Below are 474 nucleotides of genomic sequence, written 5' to 3' on the forward strand. Positions count from 1 at the left end.
GGCGTGTACTTCGCGATGAACAGCCCTGCGGCACTGGTGGGCGCGACGCCCGATACGGTGGCACACACGCTGTCCACCTGGGGCTTCGTCATCTCCCCTGACGTGCTGATCCAGACCGCCAAGGACGTCGGCGAAAACACCATCCTCGCCCGTGCGGGCGGCGCCCCGACGCTGGCTGTGGGCATGGCGCCCATCCTGCACCAGGTGGTGGGCGGCCAGGCCATGATGGCCTTCTGGTACCACTTTGCGATTCTGTTCGAGGCGCTGTTCATCCTGACCGCCGTGGACGCAGGCACGCGCGCCGGGCGCTTCATGCTGCAGGATCTGCTGGGCACGTTTGTGCCGGCACTCAAGCGCACGGATTCGCTCGTCGCCAACCTCATTGCCACGGCTGCGACCGTCGCACTGTGGGGCTACTTCCTGTACCAGGGCGTGGTCGATCCGCTGGGCGGCATCAACACGCTGTGGCCGCTC

At 66.9% G+C, this 474-nt stretch carries 1 protein-coding gene; it reads left to right on the plus strand.

The annotated features are described in order from the left end of the window. On the plus strand, window positions 1-474 hold a 474-nt coding region (locus FL311_RS43585; protein ID WP_305036193.1), incomplete at both ends, for a carbon starvation CstA 5TM domain-containing protein.

The sequence above is a fragment of the Myxococcus sp. AB025B genome (assembly GCF_006518215.1).
Taxonomy (GTDB): Bacteria; Myxococcota; Myxococcia; order Myxococcales; family Myxococcaceae; genus Myxococcus; species Myxococcus fulvus.